The organism is Nitrospirota bacterium, from assembly GCA_035516965.1.
GTDB lineage: Bacteria > Nitrospirota > UBA9217 > UBA9217 > UBA9217 > MHEA01.
On record DATIZR010000040.1, the window covers coordinates 103,869 to 121,587 of the forward strand.

At 59.6% G+C, this 17,719-nt stretch carries 17 protein-coding genes; all 17 read left to right on the forward strand.

Going from position 1 to position 17,719, the window contains the following annotated elements:
* Positions 1–8: 8 nt before the first annotated feature.
* The 17 genes from VL197_04995 (at position 9) to VL197_05075 (ending at position 17,706) form a co-directional block, all read left to right on the forward strand.
* Positions 9–1,274, forward strand: coding sequence for a 3-deoxy-D-manno-octulosonic acid transferase (locus tag VL197_04995; GenBank protein HUJ17330.1), 1,266 nt, complete (start codon positions 9–11; stop codon positions 1,272–1,274).
* Positions 1,261–2,337, forward strand: a complete 1,077-nt coding sequence (gene lpxK / locus VL197_05000; protein ID HUJ17331.1) for a tetraacyldisaccharide 4'-kinase — start codon at positions 1,261–1,263, stop codon at positions 2,335–2,337. Before VL197_04995 ends, lpxK begins: the two co-directional genes overlap by 14 nt.
* Positions 2,307–2,933, forward strand: a complete 627-nt coding sequence (locus VL197_05005) for an HAD family hydrolase (protein HUJ17332.1) — start codon at positions 2,307–2,309, stop codon at positions 2,931–2,933. The genes lpxK and VL197_05005 overlap by 31 nt, the downstream gene beginning before the upstream one ends.
* A gap of 16 nt (positions 2,934–2,949) precedes the next feature.
* The gene (proB, locus tag VL197_05010; protein HUJ17333.1) at positions 2,950–4,113 is read left to right on the forward strand and encodes a glutamate 5-kinase; all 1,164 of its coding nucleotides are present in this window, start codon (positions 2,950–2,952) and stop codon (positions 4,111–4,113) included.
* Complete coding sequence (locus VL197_05015) at positions 4,110–4,616, forward strand: TlpA disulfide reductase family protein (protein ID HUJ17334.1); 507 nt, start codon at positions 4,110–4,112, stop codon at positions 4,614–4,616. The genes proB and VL197_05015 overlap by 4 nt, the downstream gene beginning before the upstream one ends.
* Before the next feature lie 15 nt (positions 4,617–4,631).
* On the forward strand, positions 4,632–5,888 hold the full coding sequence (locus VL197_05020; protein HUJ17335.1) for a glutamate-5-semialdehyde dehydrogenase: 1,257 nt from the start codon (positions 4,632–4,634) through the stop codon (positions 5,886–5,888).
* Positions 5,889–5,976: 88 nt separating this feature from the next.
* On the forward strand, positions 5,977–6,633 hold the full coding sequence (gene nadD, locus VL197_05025; GenBank protein HUJ17336.1) for a nicotinate-nucleotide adenylyltransferase: 657 nt from the start codon (positions 5,977–5,979) through the stop codon (positions 6,631–6,633).
* Complete coding sequence (gene rsfS / locus VL197_05030) at positions 6,626–7,003, forward strand: ribosome silencing factor (protein HUJ17337.1); 378 nt, start codon at positions 6,626–6,628, stop codon at positions 7,001–7,003. Before nadD ends, rsfS begins: the two co-directional genes overlap by 8 nt.
* Positions 7,000–7,470 carry a 23S rRNA (pseudouridine(1915)-N(3))-methyltransferase RlmH gene (locus VL197_05035; protein ID HUJ17338.1) on the forward strand — a complete coding sequence of 157 codons (471 nt, stop codon included), beginning with the start codon at positions 7,000–7,002 and terminating at the stop codon, positions 7,468–7,470. The genes rsfS and VL197_05035 overlap by 4 nt, the downstream gene beginning before the upstream one ends.
* A 55-nt stretch (positions 7,471–7,525) precedes the next feature.
* Positions 7,526–8,833 (forward strand): tetratricopeptide repeat protein, encoded by a 1,308-nt coding sequence (locus VL197_05040; protein ID HUJ17339.1) that lies wholly within the window; start codon positions 7,526–7,528, stop codon positions 8,831–8,833.
* 145 nt (positions 8,834–8,978) lie between these two features.
* Positions 8,979–10,517 (forward strand): 2,3-bisphosphoglycerate-independent phosphoglycerate mutase, encoded by a 1,539-nt coding sequence (gene gpmI, locus VL197_05045; protein HUJ17340.1) that lies wholly within the window; start codon positions 8,979–8,981, stop codon positions 10,515–10,517.
* Between the two features lie 70 nt (positions 10,518–10,587).
* The gene (locus tag VL197_05050) at positions 10,588–11,310 is read left to right on the forward strand and encodes a ComF family protein (protein ID HUJ17341.1); all 723 of its coding nucleotides are present in this window, start codon (positions 10,588–10,590) and stop codon (positions 11,308–11,310) included.
* A 335-nt stretch (positions 11,311–11,645) separates the two neighbouring features.
* Positions 11,646–12,506, forward strand: coding sequence for a hypothetical protein (locus VL197_05055; protein ID HUJ17342.1), 861 nt, complete (start codon positions 11,646–11,648; stop codon positions 12,504–12,506).
* A 59-nt stretch (positions 12,507–12,565) separates the two neighbouring features.
* A complete protein-coding gene (locus VL197_05060) occupies positions 12,566–13,723 on the forward strand; it encodes an S-layer homology domain-containing protein (protein ID HUJ17343.1) in 1,158 nt (385 codons plus the stop codon).
* Positions 13,724–13,764: 41 nt separating this feature from the next.
* On the forward strand, positions 13,765–15,153 hold the full coding sequence (locus VL197_05065; GenBank protein ID HUJ17344.1) for a transglutaminase domain-containing protein: 1,389 nt from the start codon (positions 13,765–13,767) through the stop codon (positions 15,151–15,153).
* A 50-nt stretch (positions 15,154–15,203) separates the two neighbouring features.
* Positions 15,204–16,241: a hypothetical protein gene (locus tag VL197_05070; protein ID HUJ17345.1), complete on the forward strand. Its 1,038-nt coding sequence runs from the start codon at positions 15,204–15,206 to the stop codon at positions 16,239–16,241.
* Positions 16,242–16,323: 82 nt separating this feature from the next.
* Positions 16,324–17,706: a GNA1162 family protein gene (locus tag VL197_05075; protein ID HUJ17346.1), complete on the forward strand. Its 1,383-nt coding sequence runs from the start codon at positions 16,324–16,326 to the stop codon at positions 17,704–17,706.
* The last annotated feature ends 13 nt before the right edge of the window (positions 17,707–17,719 follow it).

Below are 17,719 nucleotides of genomic sequence, written 5' to 3' on the forward strand. Positions count from 1 at the left end.
AGGTGATCATGTACCTCCTGTACAACATATTTCTGGTCCTGCTGACCATCCTGATGTTCCCGGTCATCCTGTTCAAGCTCGCGTCGGCCCCTAAATACCGTGGCGGAATAACGCAGAAACTGGGGCGTGTCCGAAAACGCGTCAAGAGGGTCATCGGCAGAACCCGGCCGATCTGGGTGCATGCCGTGTCCGTCGGAGAGGTCATGGCAGCCCATCCCCTGATCCGGGAGCTCAAAAAAAAATATCCCGGAAGGAAGCTCATCCTGTCGACCGTTACGGTAACCGGAAACTACACGGCACGGCAGCGTGTCCCGGAAGCGGATGCCGTCTTCTTCTTCCCCTTCGACTATCCGTGGATCGTGCGCAGGGTCATCCACAGGATCAATCCCGCCATCGTCCTCATCGCGGAGACCGAACTCTGGCCCAATTTTTTCCGAGAACTGAACCGGATGGGTATCCCGTCAGCGGTGATCAACGGCAGGATATCGCCGCGCTCCTACCGGAACTACCTGAAGTTCAGGAAATTTTTCTCCGCTGTGTTCAGCAACGTGACCCTGTTCTGCATGCAGTCCGCGTCGGACGCGGAGCGCGTCAGGGAAATCGGGGCACCGGAAGACCGCGTGACGGTGACGGGCAACCTCAAGTTCGACCAGAAGATGCCGCCGGCCGTGTCCAACCCCGTGACGTTGCCCGCGGGGAGCCGCGTCATAACAGCGGGCAGCACGCACCGGGGGGAGGAAACAGTGCTGCTTGACGTGTTCCGGCGGCTGCGGGAAAAATTCCCCGAACTCATCCTGATCATCGCGCCCCGCCATCCCGAGCGCTTCGACGAGGTGGCAGGCATCGTCAATCGTGCGGGCTATGAGTGTCAGCGCAGGACCCGCCTCAGCAGGGACATCAAGGATGTCCTCCTCCTGGACACCATCGGCGAGCTGAGGTCGTTCTATGGGATTTGCGACATTGCCTTTGTAGGCGGCAGCCTGGTCAAGGTCGGCGGTCACAATCTGCTGGAGCCGGCCATGATGAAGAAGCCGGTGATCTTCAGCCGATACATGTTCAACTTCAAAGAGATTTCCGAGGCGCTCATCTCCGCCGGGGGCGGGATCCTCGTCAAGGACAAAGAGGAATTCTATCTGCAGTGCGAGAAGCTTCTTTCGGACCGGGACCTCGCGCGAAGCATCGGATCCAGGGCGTTCTCGGTGATCGAGGCCAATTCGGGATCCGCCGCGAGAACGATCGACGCGATCAGCAGGCTCATCGGTGACAGCCGCTAGGGAATATATCGAAGACGTCATGTATGGAAGGCGGAAGTCCCCGGTCGTCGAGGCCTTCCTGAGGCTGTTGTCCCTCGTCTACGGTCTTTTAATCCGGCTACGCCATGGCCTAGTCGCCGCAGGCGTGCTGAAGCGGAGAAGACTTTCACAGCGGGTCATCTCCGTGGGCAATGTCACCCTCGGGGGAACCGGAAAAACTCCGGCCGTGATGGCGCTTGCCGTACTGCTGGAACAGCATGATCAGAAGCCCGTCGTCGTGAGCAGGGGGTACGGGCGGAGCGACGAGTCCCGCATCCTCGTCGTTTCCGACGGAAGCAGGCTGCTTGCCGACACTACAGCAGGAGGCGATGAGCCTGTCCTGATCGGTTCGAGGCTGAAGCGCGTCCCCGTTGTCGTCGGCAGCGACCGTTTCGAGGCGGCACGGTTCGCCTGCGGGCAGTTCGGCAGCGATACGGTCGTGCTGGACGACGGATTTCAGCATGTCCGGCTGAGAAGAGATCTCGATATCGTACTGATCGACGCCGTCGACCCCTTCGGCAACGGCAGGCTGTTTCCGGCAGGCATCCTGCGTGAGCCCCTGTCGGCGCTCCGCCGGGCCCAGGTCGTGCTGATCACCGGCGCAGACCGCACGCCCGACGTGGAGCCGTTGAAGCAGGCGATCAGGCGGTGGACGGCCGCGCAGATATTCACGTCCCGGCACATGCCCACAGCCCTCGTGAATATCCTGACCGGCGATCCGAAACCCCTGGCGGCGCTCAGGGGGACCCGTGTACTGGCGTTCGCCGGCATTGCGCGTCCGCAATCGTTCATCGCGACGCTCGGTTCTCTGGAGGCGGACGTCAGGGTGGAGCGGACTTTTGCCGACCATTATCACTATGGGGCATCCGATCTTGCCGGCATCTATCAGGCGGCGGCCGATCACGGGATCGCCATGATCGTGACAACCGAAAAAGACGGGGTGAGATTGAAAAGCCTGAGGCCGGAAGGTATCTGGTTGCTCAGGATAGAACTGGCCGTCACTGAGAAGGAAGCATGGGAAACGGCGGTACTCGGCAGGCGATGAGCAAAGCGGTCTTCCTCGATCGGGATGGCACCGTGAACGAAGAGGTCGGTTACCTCAGGGATCTGGCGCACCTGCGGCTGATACCCGGCGCCGGCCTCGCGGTGCGGAGACTGAATGAAACGGGCTTCGCGGTCATTCTCGTGACGAACCAGTCGGGCGTGGCCCGGGGCTATTTCCCGGAATCCCTTGTCCATGATGCGCATAGCCGCCTCGACGAGTTGCTGAAGCTCGACGGGGCGAGAATCGACGCTGTGTATTATTGCCCCCATCATCCGACCGCCGGCAACTCATCCTATACCGTGGAGTGCGATTGCCGGAAGCCAAGGACCGGCCTGATCGACCGGGCCGTCAGGGATCTGAGCATAGATCGCGCGCGGTCCTGCATGGTGGGCGACAAGTGGAGCGATGTCGAACTCGCGCAGCGCGCCGGCCTGTGCAGCATCCTGGTCATGAGCGGATTCGCGCCCGACGATCCGGGCAATGAGAGGCCCGACCGGGTGAAGGACCCCGACTTTATCGCCCGCAGTCTCCTTGAGGCGGCGGACTGGATCATCAGCCGGGACCGGCACGCGCCGGGTCGCGGGGAAAAGGGCTGATTCAAGGCAGGATGGCATGAAGAAGAACGTCAAAGTCGACAGGAATTCCCTTCTGGGGGAAAAAAGCCGCATCGTGCTGAAAGTGGGAAGCGCTGTCCTGGCGTCGACGGGCAGAGGGCTCGACCAGAACCGGATCGAACGCCTCGCCGCTGAGATCTCCGAGATCCTCGGTGAGGGCCATGAAGTGATCCTGGTTTCGTCCGGCGCGATAGCGGCGGGACTCATGAAGCTCGGCCTGATGAAGAAGAAGGAAATGCCCCTTTCGCTCAAGCAGGCCGCCGCTGCGGTGGGCCAGTCCGAGCTCATGTGGTTGTACGAAAAAACATTCAGCGGACACGGACGCAAGGTGGCCCAGGTACTGCTGACGCGGGAGGACCTGTCCAACCGGACACGGTTCCTGAACGCGCGGAACACCCTCCAGACCCTGCTGGATTATGGCGTAATTCCGGTCATCAACGAGAACGATACGGTCTCGGTGGATGAGATCAAGTTCGGCGACAACGACAACCTTTCCGGCATGGTAACGCATCTTGCCGACGCCGACCTGCTCGTGATCCTGTCCGACATCGACGGGTTGTACACGGCCGACCCCAAGCTGGATCCTTCGGCACAACTGATCCCGCTTGTCGAGAAGATCACTCCTGAACTCGAGCGGGGCGCCGGCGGTGCCCAGTCTACGGTCGGTACGGGCGGGATGCGGTCCAAGATCATGACGGCAAAGAAGGTGGGTGCCTACGGCGTGCCGATGGTGATCATTAACGGGAAGAAGCCCGGCGTGCTCCCGGCCCTGTTCGAAGGCAAAGACGTGGGTACGCTGTTCCTGCCCCGGACTGAAAAGCAGGACAGCAGAAAGCACTGGATCGCATATACCATGAGCGCTTCCGGCAAGCTGGTCGTGGACGATGGCGGACGCGAAGCGCTGGTGCACAAGGGAAGGAGCCTGCTCCCGGGAGGCATTCTCAAGGTCGAGGGATCCTTCAGGCCAGGCGCATGCGTCACCTGCGTGGACCGGAGCGGGCGGGCCTTTGCCCGTGGTCTGGTCAAGTATTCTTCGGAAGACCTGGACCGGATCAAAGGGCTCAAAACCTCCCAGATCGTTTCCGTGATTGGCCACAAGGATTATGACGAGGTCATCCACCGCGACGACCTTGTATTGCTCGATGAGCGGGGGAATCCATGAAAAAGATTCTGCTGGTGACCCTTATTGCGCTGCTGCCGTATCATGCGGTTGCAGCCCTGAAGACGAGCGAATCCGCCCCCGTTTTTTCCCTGCAGGATCTCGGGAATAAGGAGTTCTCCCTTGACAATTTTGTCGGCCCGGCACGCAGGGGGAAGAGCAGGGGAGTGGTACTGAGTTTCTTCGCATCCTGGTGTCTGCCCTGCCGCATCGAGTTGCCGATGCTCGACGCCCGCGTCGATGAACTGGCCGGCAAGGGGATCCGGGTCGTGCTCGTGGGCGTGCGGGAAGATCGGGCTAAGATCGAAGCGCTGATGACGGAGCTCAAGGTGAGCAAACCGACGGTCCTGAGCGACAGCGCCGGAAAGGTCTCCGGGATGTACCAGGTGCGATTTCTTCCGACCACATTTTTTATCGGGTCCGATGGGCAGGTGAAGGACATCATCTTCGGCGAGATAAGGGACGAAGCCGAGTTACGGGCGAGCATCGAAAAGCTGTTGAAATAAGGACAGGAGGCACCGGTGGACGTCAAACAGTATGTGTCCGACAAGGCCAGGAAGGCCAAGGCGTCGTCGCGCAGGCTTGCGAACCTGTCGACAGAGATCAAGAACAACGCCCTGTTTAAAATGGCGGCGGGACTCGAGCAGGGTGCCCAGAAACTGATCAAGGAAAACAAAAAAGACCTGATCGCTGCGGAGACGAAGGGACTGTCCAAGGCCATGATCGACCGGCTGACGCTGAATCCGGACCGGATCCGGACCATGGCTGAAGGCCTGCGCGAGGTTGCGGCCCTGCCCGACCCCGTGGGCGAAGTCACGAGGATGTGGCGCAGGCCGAATGGCATGCAGGTGGGCAGGATGCGCGTGCCGATCGGCCTCATCGGGATCATCTATGAATCAAGGCCCAATGTGACCGCTGATTCGGCGGCGCTCTGCATGAAGTCGGGGAACGGCGTGCTGCTCCGGGGCGGTACGGAGGCCGTTCACTCCAACACGGCGATCGTCGAGGTACTGTCCCGGGCAGGGGCCGAAGCTGGGATTCCCGACGGCGCGGTCTCGTTCATCGAGAACCCCGACCGCACCTGCGTCATGGAAATGCTGAAGCTGAACGGCGTTGTGGATCTCATCATCCCGCGCGGCGGGGAAGGCCTCATCCGCATGGTCTCCGAGAACTCTACCATTCCCGTGATCAAACACGACAAGGGCATCTGTCATGTGTACGTCGATTGCAAGGCCGACCCGGAGATGGCGAGCGAGATCTGCTTCAATGCCAAGGTCCAGCGGCCGGGAACGTGCAACGCCATGGAGACCATGCTTGTGCACAAGGACCTGTCCTCATCCTTTCTGCCGGCGATGCTCGACCGTTTCATGAAGGCCGGCGTCGAGATCAGAGGCTGCGAGCGAACCAGGGCTCTCGTGCCTGCCGTCAAGGCCGCCACCGACAGGGACTGGGACACCGAGTACAACGATCTGGTGCTCAACGTGAAGGTCGTGGACGGCATGGACGATGCCATGGAACACATCGCTGCCCACGGCTCGCAGCACTCCGAAGCGATCGTGACCGACGACTATGCGAGCGCAATGCGGTTCCAACGGGAAGTGGATGCTTCGGCCGTGTTCGTGAACGCCTCCACCCGGCTGAACGACGGCTTCGAGTTCGGCCTGGGGGCCGAAATCGGCATCTCCACGACCAGGATCCATGCCCGGGGACCGATGGGCCTGGAGGAGCTCACGTCCACCAAGTTCATCGTGTTCGGGAACGGACAGATCAGAAGATAAAGCGCGGCGCGGTTCCCGGCATACGGCATCGGAACGATCCCGATTCCTGGCGGATGATGTTCAACGGACCGGACTTTGCGGAGGCAGTTTGCAGCAGCGTATCGGTATTCTCGGCGGGACCTTCAATCCAATCCATTACGGTCATCTCGCAGCGGCCGAGGAAGTGCGGGAGAGGCTGAGCCTCGATTCCATCCTGTTCATTCCTACCGCGCTTCCTCCTCACAAACAGGAAGCGATGCCCGATGCCGCGCATCGCATGGAGATGGTCCGTCTCGCGATCTCCGGCAATCCCCCCTTCGAGCTTTCCGACATCGAGGTCAAACGGGGCGGCAGGTCCTATACGATCGACACCATCGACGCGCTCCGTTCTTCCCTGCCCGGCGCTGAACTTTATTTTCTTACCGGCGTGGATTCTTTTCATGAAATCAAGTCGTGGCACCAATGGGAACGCCTGCTTGGACGGTGTGCGTTCGTCATCCTGTCGAGGCCCGGCTACCCCTTTTCGGAACTTGCCGCAATCGATTTCATGAAGCATGCCGCCAAGGATCTTGACCGGCTGGACCGTGGAGAGATGCGCGAGATTACGATGAGGACGGCAACCGCGTGCCTGTATCTGGAAAAGATCCCGCACTACGACATTTCCTCAACGGACATCCGGGAGCGGATCAGGGATGGCCGTTCGGTCAAATACCTCTTGCCTGAACCCGTTGAACGCTATATAATTACCAACACATTATATGCTTAATTCATGGGAAACGGCACAACAGTGCGCAGAGGCGGCTGACAGCAAGAAAGCATTCGACATCATCATTCTGGACCTGCGCAAGCTTACATCCATCGCCGACTATTTCGTGATCTGCTCCGGGGGCAGCACCACGCAGGTATCGGCCGTCTCCGAGGCAATCGGCCAGGTCCTGGCCGGGTCCGGGATACATCCCTCCCACGTGGAGGGGCAGGCAGGATCCAGCTGGGTGCTGATGGACTACGGTGATGTCGTCGTCCATGTCTTCGATGAGCAAACGCGTCTGTACTATTCGCTGGAAAAGCTCTGGGGTGACGCTGTCCGTGTGTCTGCTGGCATCCGGGTCGCAGGAATCGGGCACGCCGCTCCATGAAACTGACCGTGCTCTGTATGGGCAAGACCCGCGAGCGGTTCATTCGGGACGGCATGGAGAAGTTCGTTCGGTTCCTGGGACACTATGCGGACCTGGAGGTCCGAGAGCTCAAAGAGGAGAAGATCCAGGACCTGAAAGAGGCCCCGAGGATACGGAAACGGGAAGCCGAACGGATCGGCAAGGCGATCGCCGCCGGCGCCTTCACGGTGAGCCTCGACGAGCGTGGTGAAGAATTCACGTCCCATGAATTTGCCGCATTCTTAAACGGAGTGAGAGAATCGGGCGTCCGGGAGATCGTTTTCATTCTGGGCGGCGCGCTGGGACTGGATGAGCGGGTGACGACAGGCTCGAACAGGACCGTGTCCCTGTCTCGGTTGACGTTCACCCACGAGATGGCGAGACTGGTCCTTCTCGAACAGCTCTATCGCGCCTTCACGATCGTGACGGGAAAGACCTACCACTACTGATGCCCGGATCTGTCTGCATACGCGTGCGGTGATCTTCTGGCGAGAAAGGATGAGGATGAGATTCTTCGTTACATTGATGTTGTTTGCGGCGGTCCTGATTGTCGTGGCGTTGCGCGAGTTCAACCCGGGAATGATCACGGTCAATCTCCTCCCGTCCCGATCTTATGAGGTATCCAAATCGGTCTTTTTCCTTGTTTCGCTCTCTTTCGGCGCCGGAGTCGTCTTCCTCGTCTATTTTCTTCGCGACGTGAAGCGGTTCCTCCGCGGACTCCGGGTCCAGCGGGAGCAGAAGAAGCGTTCCCGGATCCAGGAACTGTACACCAAGGGCCTCAACGCCCTGCTCGCGAAGCGCAATCCCGAGGCCACGAGCTTCTTCCAGAAAGTGCTTGCGATCGATCCGAATCATGTGGATACGCTGCTCCGGATGGGCATCAGCCAACTGCGCGAGAAGAACCCGCAGGAGGCGATCCTGCTGCATCAGCGGGCGCTGAACCTTGACCCCGATAATCAGGAAGTGATGTTCTCCCTGGCGGCAGACTATGAGGAGGCCAAGCGGTACGATGATGCCCTGAAGGTCTACCAGCAGATCATTGCTAAGGATTCCTCCAACCTGACGGCACTGATCAGGATGAGAGACCTCTACCAGCGGCTCAATCAATGGGAAGAGCTCTATGAGTCCCAGCGCCGCCTGCTTGCCAATCCCATATCGCCGGCGGAGCAGGAGGTCGAACACCGCCGGCTCGTCGGTTTTAAGTATGAATTCGGGCGGTCACTCCTGGAAGCGGGGGACAATGAACGCGCGAAAAAGATATTCCGGGGCGTGATCAAGCTCGACAAGGACTTCATCCCGGCCTACCTGGGGCTGGGAGAGGTGTATTTCGAAGAGAACAAGACGAAGGATGCGGCAGAACTCTGGGGAAAGGCCTATAAGATGACATCGTCGATCCTGCTGCTGCACCGGCTCGAGGACCTCACCCTGAAGCAGGGTGAGCCGGGCCAGGCCATCGAGATTTATAAGCAGGCGCTGTCCTGGAAGCCGCAGGACATCCAGCTCAAGTTCTTCCTCGGCAAGCTGTATTACCGGCTCGAAATGATCGACGAGGCTTTCGACATCCTCTCCTCTGTGGATTGGGGAGACAGGGAGTTTCCCGATGTGCACAAGCTGCTTGGCAACATCTACCTGCGCAGAGGTTCCCTGGGACTCGCGGCGTCGGAATTCAAGAAGGCCCTCGGATTCCGGAAGCAGATCATCATTCCCTATGTCTGTTCGAGCTGCGGATTCCGGACGACGGACTGGTCGGGACGTTGTCCGAACTGCGGCAAGTGGAACACCTTCGGAGTGAATCTCGAGAAAACCTGCTAGGACAAGCACCCGTCATTACATTCCCAAGAAGCCACGAGCGCCAATCCCGTGCAGCCACAGCACGTTTCGAAGTCCGAAAAGTGCCGGTGGGAGTTATTTGAGATCCGGCGATTCGAATTTGAACTGGTTAGACAGGGGAGCACCGATGGCCGCCAAAGCAGTAATACTGATCGTCCTCGATGGATGGGGCATCAACAGCAGGAAAGAGGGAAATGCCATCGCATCGGCCGATACCCCGGTCTACTCGGCGCTCCTGCGTGAATGGCCCCACGCGGAGCTGAATGCGGCGGGGGAGGCGGTAGGCCTCCCGGACGGCCAGATGGGGAACTCCGAGGTCGGTCATTTGAATCTGGGAGCGGGCAGAATCGTGTATCAGGATTCAACGCGCATCAGCAAGTCCATCCGGGACGGCGACTTTTTTAAAAACCCCGTGCTCCTGTCAGCCCTGAATGGTGTCAAGCAAGCGGGGGGGCGGCTTCATCTCATGGGGCTCCTTTCGGACGGGGGTGTGCACAGCCGCATGGATCACATTACCGCCCTCTTCGACCTGGTCAAACAACAGGGCATCTCCCAGGTTTTTTTTCACGCTTTCCTCGACGGAAGGGATACGCCGCCCAAGAGCGCTCTGGACTACATTGCACGGCTAGAAAGCCAACTTGCAGCCATCGGCATAGGCCGGATCGCCACCGTCTCGGGCCGCTACTACGCAATGGACCGCGACAAGCGCTGGGACCGCGTGCAGAAGGCGTACGAGGCGCTCGTCCAGGGAGAGGGAATCAGGAAATATTCGGCCGTCGAAGCCGTTCAGCAGAGCTACGAACACAACAGGACCGATGAGTTCCTGCTCCCGACGATCATCATGGGTCCGAGGACGAACCGGGCTGTAGCTACGATCAGCGACAACGATGCCGTCATCTTCTGCAATTTCCGGTCCGACCGCGCCCGTGAGATAACGCAGGCATTGACCGACCCCGCGTTCCAGGGGTTCAGCCGGAAGCGCCTTCCGAACCTGTCGTCTTTTGTCTGCCTCACGACCTATGACGAGACCTTCAATCTGCCCGTCGCCTTTGCTCCGGTCCGTCTTACGAACATCCTGGGCGAGGTGCTGAGCGCGCGCGGGTTGAGTCAGTTCCGCATCGCCGAGACGGAAAAGTACGCCCACGTCACGTTCTTTTTCAATGGGGGGGAAGAGCTCCCGTTCCCGCTCGAGGACCGGGTGCTGGTCCCATCGCCGCGGGATGTGGCCACGTACGACAAGAAGCCGGAGATGAGCGCACGGGAGATCACGGAAAAGCTGGTTGGCGCCATTCACAAGCGCCGGTATGGTTTCATCCTTACGAACTACGCCAACCCCGACATGGTAGGCCATACGGGCGTGCTCCCTGCAGCGATCGCCGCCGTTGAGGTGCTCGACGAGTGTCTGGGTCGTGTCGTTCGCGCAGCGCAGGAAACAGGCGCCCGCGTGCTCATCACCGCCGACCACGGCAACCTCGAGATGATGGCCGACCCTGCGACGGGACAACCCCATACGGCCCATACGACCGATCCGGTTCCCTTCATCCTCGTGGGAGAAAAGGCCGGCTTGAGAGAACGCGGAATCCTTGCCGATGTCGCTCCCACGGTCCTTGAACTGCTCGAGATCGAGAAGCCGGCTGACATGACGGGGAGCAGCCTCATCGCATAGGCGAATCGTCAGGGGGTCCGCAGAACGCCAGTCTGCCGCGATATTCCAAAAGGGATAGGAGCGCGTTCCCATGCACGTCCTGCGCCGAATCCTCGATATCCTGATGCCGACCGCCTGCTCCTACTGCTCCTCTTCGGTCGGCGATTCGGCCGTTCCCTTTTTCTGCTCTGCCTGCTGGAACGATTTCGCCGTCATGAGCGGCCCGCTCTGCCCCTCCTGTGGAAGGCAATTTGAGTCTTCCGAAGCGCTGCGGCACAGTCCCGACCACTGCTGTCTCGACTGCCGGAAGCAGACTCCCTTCTTTGATCAAGCGGTGTCCATCGGCTATTTCGAAGGACCGCTTCGCGAGGCGATCCATCAGTTCAAGTACCGCCCGTGCAGGTCGCTGGGCGTGCCGCTGGGGCGCTGGATGGCAGAAAACCTCGGCGCTGTCCGCGCCCTCGACCTGGTCATTCCCGTACCACTTCACAGCAGCCGTCTTAGACAGCGGGGATTCAACCAGGCGCTCCTCCTCGCGAACCAGGTGGCCGATTCCTTTTCCCTTCCCCTCTGCTATGACAATCTGGTCCGTCTCAAGCGCACAAAGCCGCAGGTCGAGCTGTCCCCCGAGGAACGGCTCCAGAACGTCAAGAACGCATTCTCGCTGCTCGTCCCCGACCGGATGATCGGGAAATCGGTCCTCATCGTCGATGATGTGTACACGACCGGCGCAACGATGAATGAGTGCTCGCGGATTCTCAAGGAAGCGGGAGCTGTTCGCGTGAGCGCCCTCACCATTGCACGCGCTGTCTGACGATTTCGGGAGGGGGCGATCGCGGGGAACACTTCTCGCTGAGCTGGCCAACGCAGTCATTGCTGTCTTACTTGACAAGAGATGGAGCATTCTGTATAGTCACCTATGCCTTTTCGGGGGATGCATTCTCCACGCTCCCGTGCTGCAGCGATGAGACCAGACATGTCCCTTCTTTCCAGAGGTGTCCTTCCCCGGGGTGAATAGTACCTTGACTCTGAAATTCCGGTATGAAATAGTAGCGTCGAGTTTTCGCGCGCAGCCGCACCGCGGGAAGAAGCGCGCAGGCTGATCGCGGATTTTGATCCCATTCTTGAGAGAGCGCAGGGAGGTATACTATGTTCCGGTCTGTAGCAGCTTTTCTGGTGATGATCACGGCCGTCGTTTTTATCGTACCGGCGGGCGCATCTGCACAACTGGTCGGTAGTGTCAAGGATGTCGTGGACTCTGTGGGAAGCACAGGCAAGGTCGATTGGACCACGAGCGTTATCACGGCAGTCGGCATCGGCGCACCGCCTGCTCAGCCTGCGAACCCGGCGCAGGCGCGGGCTATGGCGGAGCGTGCGGCGCAGGTCGTGGCGCTCCGCAACCTGCTTGAAGCCGTGAAGGGAGTCCGGGTAGATTCTGCGACCACCGTTGAGAACTTCATCGTGACGAGCGACGTCGTCAAGACCCAGGTAAACGGCATCGTCCAGGGAGCTACGATCATGGACAAGAAGTACATGTCTGACGGTTCGGTGGAAGTAACCGTCGGCATGAAGCTGACGGGCGCACTCGCCGATGCGCTGATTCCGAAAACGCCGAACGCGGCGCCGGGCGCTGCACCGGCGATGCCGGCACCCGGTGTCCAGGGGCAGCTCTACACGGGGCTGGTCGTCGATGCACGGGGGCTGGGGGTGAGGCCTGCCATGGCGCCGAAGATATTGAACGAGGACGGCAGGGAGGTCTACGGATCGGCACAGATCAACCGGGACTGGGCGGTCAGAGAGGGTATGGCCGGATATCTCAAGGGCGATCCCGCCTCGGTCCAAACCAACCCCCGGGTGGCGGATAAGCCGCTTGTCGTGAAGGCAATCAAGGCCTCGGGAGAGGGCAGGACCGACCTGGTGATTTCCAACGCCGATGCGGCCGCCCTGCAGGGCGCGTCCCAGAATCTGAGCATGCTCGAAAAGTGCAGGGTGATCATCCTGGTAGATTAGCCGGCCGCTTTTTCTGAAAAAGAAATCAATGAATGAACCTGGAGACTACGGAGGCAGGAATGACTATCCATCTGAAGCGGATCATGCTGTTTGCGGCGGTCCTGGCCGTTCTGGCGGCCGGGTGCGGGACCAAGACTGTTCCCCCCACGTCGGTGCTGGATACTCCCGATTACCATTACCGGAACGGTCTTAAATACCTTGACAGCAACCAGATCGATGAAGCCATGAAATCCTTTGATCGTGCCGTGGCGATTGCTCCGAAATCTCCTCTCGGCTACATCGGCAAGGGCTTGGCATTTGGGAAGAAGGGCGATTTCAAGGCCGCTTTCGAGAACATGGATAAGGCGAGGGGCTATGACGAAAAAGGTGTCGAATCCCGGATCGGCATGATACGCCTCCTCAGCATGCAGCGGGGCGAGGATTGGCTGAAAAAGACCGAGAAGGAGTTTAAATCTGCTCAGGACAAGGATCCCGGCAGCGCGCCCCTTCATTACTACATGGGCCTGGCCTACAAGGTATCCTTTGACTTTGATAAGGCCGCGAACATGTTCCGCCGGGTGATCGAGCTGAACAAGGAGTTCACCGCCGAGGCGAACGCCGAATGGGCCACGATCCAGAAGATCCAGCGCGCCGCACCAGGCTCGGTGATCGGCAAGCAGATCGCGCTTATTGACAGGCTCGACCGCGCTGATATCGCCGCGCTGTTCGTGCAGGAGATGGACCTGGAAAAGCTCTTCACGAAGCGCGGCGCCAAGACCTATGACACGACCTTCAAGGCGCCGGAAGAAGCCACGGCGTCGGCGATGACGACCGAAACCGTCGTCAAGATGGAAGCGGCCACCGACATCAAGGACAATTGGCTGAAGCCGAGCATCGACACCGTGCTCAAACTGCACGTGCGCGGGCTGGAGGCGGGCCCCAACCATACCTTCGAGCCGGACAAACTCATAACCAGGGCAGAATTTGCACTGATGCTGGAGGATGTCCTCGTCCGGGTGAGCGGCGATGAAAAGCTGGCCACGAAATACGTCGGTTCCGCGTCCCTGTTCCCCGATGTGCGGAGCGACCACTACGCGTTCAACGCGATTATGGTCGTGACGTCCCGAGGTTTCATCGAGGCTGACAAGGCTACCGGCGAGTTCAGGCCGGGAGACCCCGTATCCGGGGCGGATGCGCTTCTCGCCATCCGTGAATTCAAGAACCAGTTGAAGTTCTAGCTGCCGTGCCCGCCCCGGTCAGGGGCGGGTTTTTTAATACCATGCGAATTGGACCGCTGACGCCATCCCTCATTGCCGTACTGTGCCTCCTTCTTTCCGCCGGCAAGGCCGGCGCCCACCTCAAGATTCTGGACGGCGAGCACACGGTCGTTTATGATATCGTAAACCCCCGCGGCGTAGCCTTCATTCCCGACTACACGAATGAGTCCTTTGAGCAGAGGGTCATCAGCCAGGACGAGTTCAGCAAGCGAGTGCAGGTCACGTCGCGCATGCACGCCATGAAAACACGTGTGTCCTATCCCGTTGCGCCCGGTGTGCTGCCGCAGTCGATTTCGCAGTATCTGACGCCCGAGGCGGACCGGCAGTCAGGCGACCCGGCGCTAGTGAAGATTGCCAGGGACGTGACCCGTGAAAGCCGTTACGTACACGAGGCTGCAAATGCGATCCTCTCCTGGATCGCAGACAACCTGACCTTTGATACCAGCATCACGGTTCCGACCGATGCGCTTTCGGCATTGCGCACGAGGAAAGCCTACTGCGTGGGATATTCGAACCTGTCCGTCGCCCTGCTGCGTGCCGCCGGTATCCCTGCTCGCGTCGTCCACGGTTATCTGCCCCCCGGGTATGAATGGGGGTTCTCAAAAGAATACTGGGGCGTCAAGGTGAACGACGGCGGGTACCATGCGTACCTTGAGATCTATTATCCTGATACGGGGTGGGTCTTCTCGGATGCCGAACACTCGCACAATTTCGTCGATCCTTTTCACATCATTCTGCGCATCGATGGCATGGATATGCCGGGGGCCGTGCGCGGAGGATTCCTTGACGTGGACAAGGCGACGTTTTATACCATTTTCCAGGAGACGGACAAAACGGCCGTGGTGGATGAACTGCCCATGCCGAGGGAACAACGACTCGGCAGGAGGATGGACACCGTTCAGCATTCCGCCCTGGTCACGGGCAAGGTCAGCGACAAAAACGGCAGGCCTGTTCCGAAGGGCAGTGTTGTCCTCTGGAAAGAAGGCAGGGGAACGCCCTCTCCCTTCACTGACGGCCGCTATGTCACGGCTCTGGCTGGTCCGGGAACGTATCGTGTTGAGGTGAGAGGGCCGGGATTCACAAAATCATCCCGTGAAGTGCGGGTCGAGCAGGGGCAGGTCTATGCCCTGGACTTTACGCTCCAACCGGGAGGCGTGATCAGGGGCAAAGTAGTCGACGCATCTGGAAAACCGGTTTCGGACGGCGATGTCTTTTACCGGGAGGGGAGCACCAGCTTCGGAGTCCCTATTGACAAGGACGGGACCTACCGGATAGACGGGCTGGCTCCCGGACAGTACCGGGTTTCGGTCTTAAACGGTGACAAAGAAACAGCCGGGACGGCTGAAGCCGCTGCCGGCAGGGAAACGGTGCTCGATTTTGTGATAAAATAGGGTCATTTCGGGCAGTGAAAGGAAATCTTCTTCATCAGGAGCGAGAGATCATGGACTCCATTCATTCAGGAATTATTGCTGCACTTCTGTCTGTTGTCCTGCCGTTCATCGCGGCAGCCCAGACACCCGGTCCTTCGGACGCGATTGAGTCGACCGTCAATGGGTCGATCAACTGGACCGTCGGCGAAGTGTATGCGAAGGGAACCGGCGCTCCACCGTCCCAGGCAGTCAACCCGGCCCAGGCCCGTGCCATGGCAGAACGCGCCGCCTTTGTTGTCGCCATCAGGAACCTGCTTGAGACCGTGAAAGGCGTTCGGGTGGATTCCGAAAGCGTGGTGGAGAACTTCATGGTGAAAAGCGATGTGATCAGGACCAGAGTGGACGGAATCGTTCAGGGGGCCCGCGTCGTGAGAACGCAATACCTTTCTGACGGTTCCGTTGAAGTGCTCGTCGGAATGAGCATGAAAGGCGCCTTCTTGAACGCGGTCGTGCCGGACAGTTTCGGACGATCAACGACGCCTGTTCCTCAGCCGCAGGGAAAGCCGCTGCAACCATCACCAGCAAAGCCGTCAACACCGGGAAAAAAACCGGAACCGGCGAGGCCGGCGCCTGTTCCTCCGGCGCCTCCTCTTCCGGAGGCAAAGCCGGAACCGGCCAAGCCTGCCCCTGCTCCGTCTGAGCCGAAGATGCCTCAAGTTCCGCAGCCTGCGCCCAATCCTCCAGCGGATGCGACCGTGGCATTCAAGGGCGGCGTCGCGACCGGTCTTGTGATTGACGGAAGAGGTCTCGGGTTAAGGCCGGCCCTGCTGCCGAAAATTGTCGACCAGAAGGGCCAGGAGGTCTACGTTGGCCAGGTGGTCACCAGGACCAATGCCGTCGAGCAGGGAGTCGCAGGATACGCCAAGGATGTGAACGCGGCTGCAAACAATTTCCGGGTCACCGACAATCCTGCCGTCATCAGGGGAATGCAGGCTTCAGGCGCAGCGAGAACCGACATCGTGATCGCGCAGCTCGATGCAGACGCTCTCCGCAAGCTTTCCGCAAAGGGTGATTTTCTGCAGTATTGCCGCGTCATCATTGTCTATTAGTCGAACAACGAACAATCGGCATCTGCATCCGTCGCGATGAAGACAAACAGTGATCGTCAGGTGCAGGAAGGATAACGGACCAATGAACAGAATAGCAAGGCTGGTTGCAGCAGGAAGCGTGGTCCTCGCACTATCGGCCTGTGCGGTCCCACGTCCGGTCCCTCGCTATCATGATGCGAGCAACCCCTTGAAGCGGGTGGCGGTGCTGCCGATGAAAAACGATACCACCGATGTGGACGGCCCCGAGGTAGTCCGAAAAAAAATGATCGAGGCGCTGGAGGGCAAGTCGTATGTCATCAGGGACGTGAAAGAAACGGACCAGATACTCCGGGACCAGATGGGGATCAATCTCGGCGGCCAGCTCTCCCTGACGACGCCGCAAAAGCTGGGCGAGGTGCTCGGCGTGGACGGCGTCCTGTATGGCACACTCATGGACTTCGATGAGACGACCACGGGATTGCTGGATGTCAGGAAGGTACGGGCAACATTCAGGCTTGTGAATACCCGCAACGGACAGGCTTTCTGGGAGCGGGGGCTCGGTGTCCGGACCGAGACCAGGATGTCCGGGAGGAGCGGCAGCGTTGCCTCTGCCGCGGCCCGCGCCGCAGACGCCAGGGAAAAGGATGTCCCGTGGGTGACGATCGAGAGCGTTGAGACCGGCGAACGCAACGTCGGCCAGGCATTTGCCTACGGTCTGGGCGCGAAGCTGCTGACCAAGGCTGTCGGCATCCACCTCAACTATGAGGCGACAGAGATGGCGCGGCGGGTCACCGCAAACCTTCCTTGGGGTCCCGGCCCCGGCGCAGTTGCCGTTGTAAGCCCGCAGCCTCAGTCTGCGCCTCTTCGCGTGCAGCCGCCAGACGCCCCCGCGTTCGGCTACCTGGATTATGGAAAAAGGAACTTTTCTGCAGAGCTGGTATCAGTCACCCTTTACAAGGGCAGCGGAGAAAGAATGAAATTCACGATCCCGATTGCAAAAGCGGGTGAGCGGCTTCGCATGGACATTGACCTGGCGGCCATGGCAAACAACGCGGAGAGCATGCCGCAAACAATGAACAGGATTTCACTGCTCCAGCTCGGAGACAAAAGGCAGAACTATACACTGTACCCGAATGTGCGTAAATACATAGTCAACACTCCGGGTCAACAGGACAGCTTCGCTTTCGAAAAGCCAAAAATCGAGAAAACGAACATCGGCAGCGAGGTGGTCGATGGACATCCCGCGGACAAGTACCGGGTGAGGATCACTTATCAGAATGGCAGGGTGGAGGAGGGATTCATCTGGAATGCGCGGGACCTTGATGCATTGACGATCAAGAGCGAGGTTGAGAACAGCGATGCGCAAACAACGACGGAGCTGAAAAACATTTCCCTGAGAACACCTCCGCCGTCGCTCTTTGAGATCCCATCGGATTACACCGAAGCGAAGGGGCTCTTGGACCTGATGAACGGGCCCACTAATTGACCGAGACAGAGGA